Genomic DNA, 3,675 nt, shown 5'->3' on the forward strand with positions numbered 1-3,675 from the left:
GGAGCAAAAAACAAGAGTTGAAAAAGGTAAAGTTACAGATAGTAATACACAACAAGAAAGAGACTATAAAGAAGAGCAGGGTAATGTTACTAAAATCATCAAAAAAATTAGTAACGATGAAGCGCAAAACATAAAGTGGGCATTTAAACTCTCAAATTATGATAACATTGAATTAAATCCATTACTTCAAAAAAATAAAAAAGGTTTTATTGGGCTTAAACAAAGCGGAGCCAGTATTCAATTCACATTAAAAGATATTCTTAAAGAAGGGCAGAATATCAATAGTTTGGTTGATAAAACAATCACATTTTTTGCGTATGTAAATAGCCCAACTTCCAAGATTTACAGTGAATTATATCAAACAAATAATAGCACAAGAGAAAATGAAAGAATAGTCAAACAAGACCGCGTAACATCCATAGAATTAAAAATCATTGAAACAAGATTTAGCTTAGACTTTGATGGACAAACTTTGCAATTTTTAGAAAATGAGCGCGTTATAGGAGAGTGGAATGCTAGTAGCACAAACAAATTAAAGCAAGATAAATATAAAATCAATGTAACTTATGGCAGCGAGAATCTTGATTTAAAGGGCATAGATTGTGTATGCAAAGATGAACTTTGTTATTTATTTCGCCATCTTAATATTAAAGAAAATCTTGAGATTCCGTTAAATGTTGAGTATCAAAAACGCATTTTGATTCTAATAGAGCGATTCAAAGAAACTACCGAATCTACACTTGCTAGAATGAATATCTATATAGACAATAAACGAGTAAGACAAGATGGAAAAATCGAAGACGAAAAAGGCATAAAGCCCATAGATGATGAGAATTTCCCTTATGCCTATATATTAGATAGACCGGGACCTGATTGTATTAAAAGTGAAATCAATTTGCGAATACCAGAGGGGAGATATAATGCAAGTTGGCATAGTGGCGACTTAAGGCAAAGAGTGCTTAGGTTGCATAATGATTTTGTGTCATATAATCGAGCTATTTTAATACACGAGGGATATAAATCTAGTATTTCGCTTAGAAACTCAAAAGGTTGCCTTATTATTGGAAAAGAAAGGGTAAAAGATAAAAATAATCCTAATCTTTGGGCTGATAATATATTAAAAGCAGATGAAAATCATTCAAAAAAAGAGGCACTTGCAAAAGCCATAGAACAAAAAGGTTTTATTAACTCTTATTTAGCCAAATCAAAGGGCAAAGATAAAATAAGCGCGAATGAAGTAGCAGAGAATATTGAAGTAAAGATTAAAAATAATTTTAGCACCCCAACACAGCTCAAAGAAACAAAACAAGATATTCTACCTAATGTGATACGAATCGAAGCACAAGATGGCAGCAATGAGTTTATTGAGATAGAATTACCAGATGATGATAATGCAAGCAATAATGATGACAAACTTAATGCTTTGGTTGAGGACGCAAAAGATATTTTATATGAAATATCGCCATTAAGTTCTATTGAATCAGCTTATGAAAATCTTACTGCTGGTGAATATGCAGATTTTTTATTAGAATGCAGCACAATACTTCCACCTTTAAAATTATTAAAAGCGAAAAGCATAGCAAATAAAATAAAACAAATTATCAATAAAAACAAACACAAAAAAGCCATAAAAAAATCCAAATATGCAACCAGACAAGATGTAATAGATGTGTTAGAAAAAAAGTATAAACTTAAGACTTCGGCAGAATTAAATAAAGAAGGAAATAAAAATTTCGTTAATAATACAAATGTTTATATGGCTAAAGATAACAAACAAATCAAAGAAATATGGGAGAATATAACAGAAAGAGCTGAAGTGTTGAAAGATGTTGGAGCCAATGAAATTGGCAATATGATAAAAAGAAAGAGGTTAAGTGATGGCACTATTCTTAGGTTGCGAAAAACATCTAGGACAGGTGGTTCGGCTATAGATATAGGCAATAAAAAACCAAACACTGTAATCCATAATAAGGCAAAAGAAAATGGCGATTGGTAGAGTTATGCACGAAAATGTAGTGTTATTCCCTGATTTCAATAGTATTGAATATGGAAAATATGATAAATTTTGGGAAATGCAATTATTGTTACAAATTCCAAATCTAACAAAAACAGATATTTTGGAATATTTTGAATATCTTGTGTTTGGTCATTCGGCAACAAGTGGGTGCGAATGTGATTGTAATTTCATTCCTATGTCTTATTTAGATTCAAAAAATGAAATCATAGAAAATGACCCCAATCCTACTTACATTAGCGAATATATTAGTGTTGTAGGGCAATTATTTTTAGCTGGATATATTGATTTTGGCACAAATTACGATAATAATGACCTATCTAAGATAGACTATCCTACAAATTTATCTTATTATAAAGAGGATAAATATGAGGCTTGGATACATTTTAGAGATAATTTCTTTTATAAAGGTGCGTATTATAAAAGCGATGATGATGATATTATGATATACAATGATAAAGAGTATAGTCGCAATGATTGTCCTGCTCATTATGATGAAACAAGTCAAAATAATGTCTTTTGTGGTTATAGCACAATGTTTAGCCCAACCTCTTGGGACACGCCAAAGTATTGGTCTCAATATAATATTTGGGTAGCTTGCACCCCCAAAGGCACGAAATATTTTAATGAGATTTTAGCACCAAAATTCTACAATAAATACAAAGATTTAGAAGTAGAAATTGACGATAAAGGCAATGTCATCAAATGGATAGGACAAATAAATAGATGAATATTTAACCATACAATTACAAAGGGAGTAAAATGACAACGAATCGAAACAAATGTTTTGTAGAATCATATATGCAAGAATCATATAAAGATGACTTAATTAGCGACATATAGAAATCTAAAGGAATGCTTCGCATTAAGTATAAAAAAATTTTGTCTATATATTGCATTATACGAAAACCTTATAGGAGGAACTATAAATGAAAATAGATTGGCAGGATAGCTATACAAGGCGAGAATATTCAATTTTTTCCGCAAAAAGACTTGAGGATTCAACAGAAGCTAGATTATTTATGATGTATAGATTTGGCATTCCAAAATATTCAAATCTAAGCGATAAAGAGTTGGAGAAATATTTTTGTAGCAAAGATATTAAAATTCGCTCAATGTATCCGCCTGTAACTGATACTTTGCACTTCAAAGGCAATCTCCGCATTTCGTGGAGTTTTGATATAAAACATAATAAAAATATTGATTTAATATTTTTCCCTGAAACTAATCCATATATAAACTATGCCTATTTGTATGCAGGGGAATTTATTAAAAAGCCATTTGCAAATGATTTTGGCAATGAAAAATTGGATAAAAAATATGTTAATTGGAAATCAAACTATGATATAAACTATGACTTTGCAAAAGAGATTTTATCAAAGGCGGGATTTAGAGAGTCTCAACAAAAGCGATTTTTTGATTCACGCTTTGGCTCGGTGCTTGTGCCGATGGAAGTAGAATTTGAATGGTATTTAGGTGTGGAGAACATAGGATATTCTAATAAGGCTTGGTTTCAAAATTATGATAAGTTTTTAGGGGGTTATAATATCTGCTTAGGACTTATAAAACGCTATACAATATTACCACAGCATACACAATTACATTTTGTGGATTATACTAATCGCACAAAAACCATTCCACTCTCATTGGTTCAAAAACCC

Annotated in this window: 3 protein-coding genes; all 3 read left to right on the plus strand. The window is 30.8% G+C overall.

Annotated features, from left to right (window positions below):
* Window positions 1-1,996, plus strand: a 1,996-nt coding sequence (locus ACWIX0_RS12960) for a DUF5675 family protein (protein ID WP_454174402.1), incomplete at its 5' end; no start/stop codon positions are given.
* On the plus strand, window positions 1,983-2,744 hold the full coding sequence (locus ACWIX0_RS12965; RefSeq protein WP_454174403.1) for a hypothetical protein: 762 nt from the start codon (window positions 1,983-1,985) through the stop codon (window positions 2,742-2,744). The genes ACWIX0_RS12960 and ACWIX0_RS12965, both read left to right, overlap by 14 nt.
* Window positions 2,745-2,943: 199 nt before the next feature.
* The coding region (locus ACWIX0_RS12970) for a hypothetical protein (RefSeq protein WP_454174404.1) at window positions 2,944-3,675 on the plus strand (732 nt) is incomplete at its 3' end.

The organism is Helicobacter sp. T3_23-1059 (assembly GCF_053654515.1).

Excerpts from the sequence above, each read along its gene's own strand:
- ACWIX0_RS12965 (WP_454174403.1), top strand. The coding sequence starts at position 1,983 with ATGGCGATTGGTAGAGTTATGCACGAAAATGTAGTGTTATTCCCTGAT.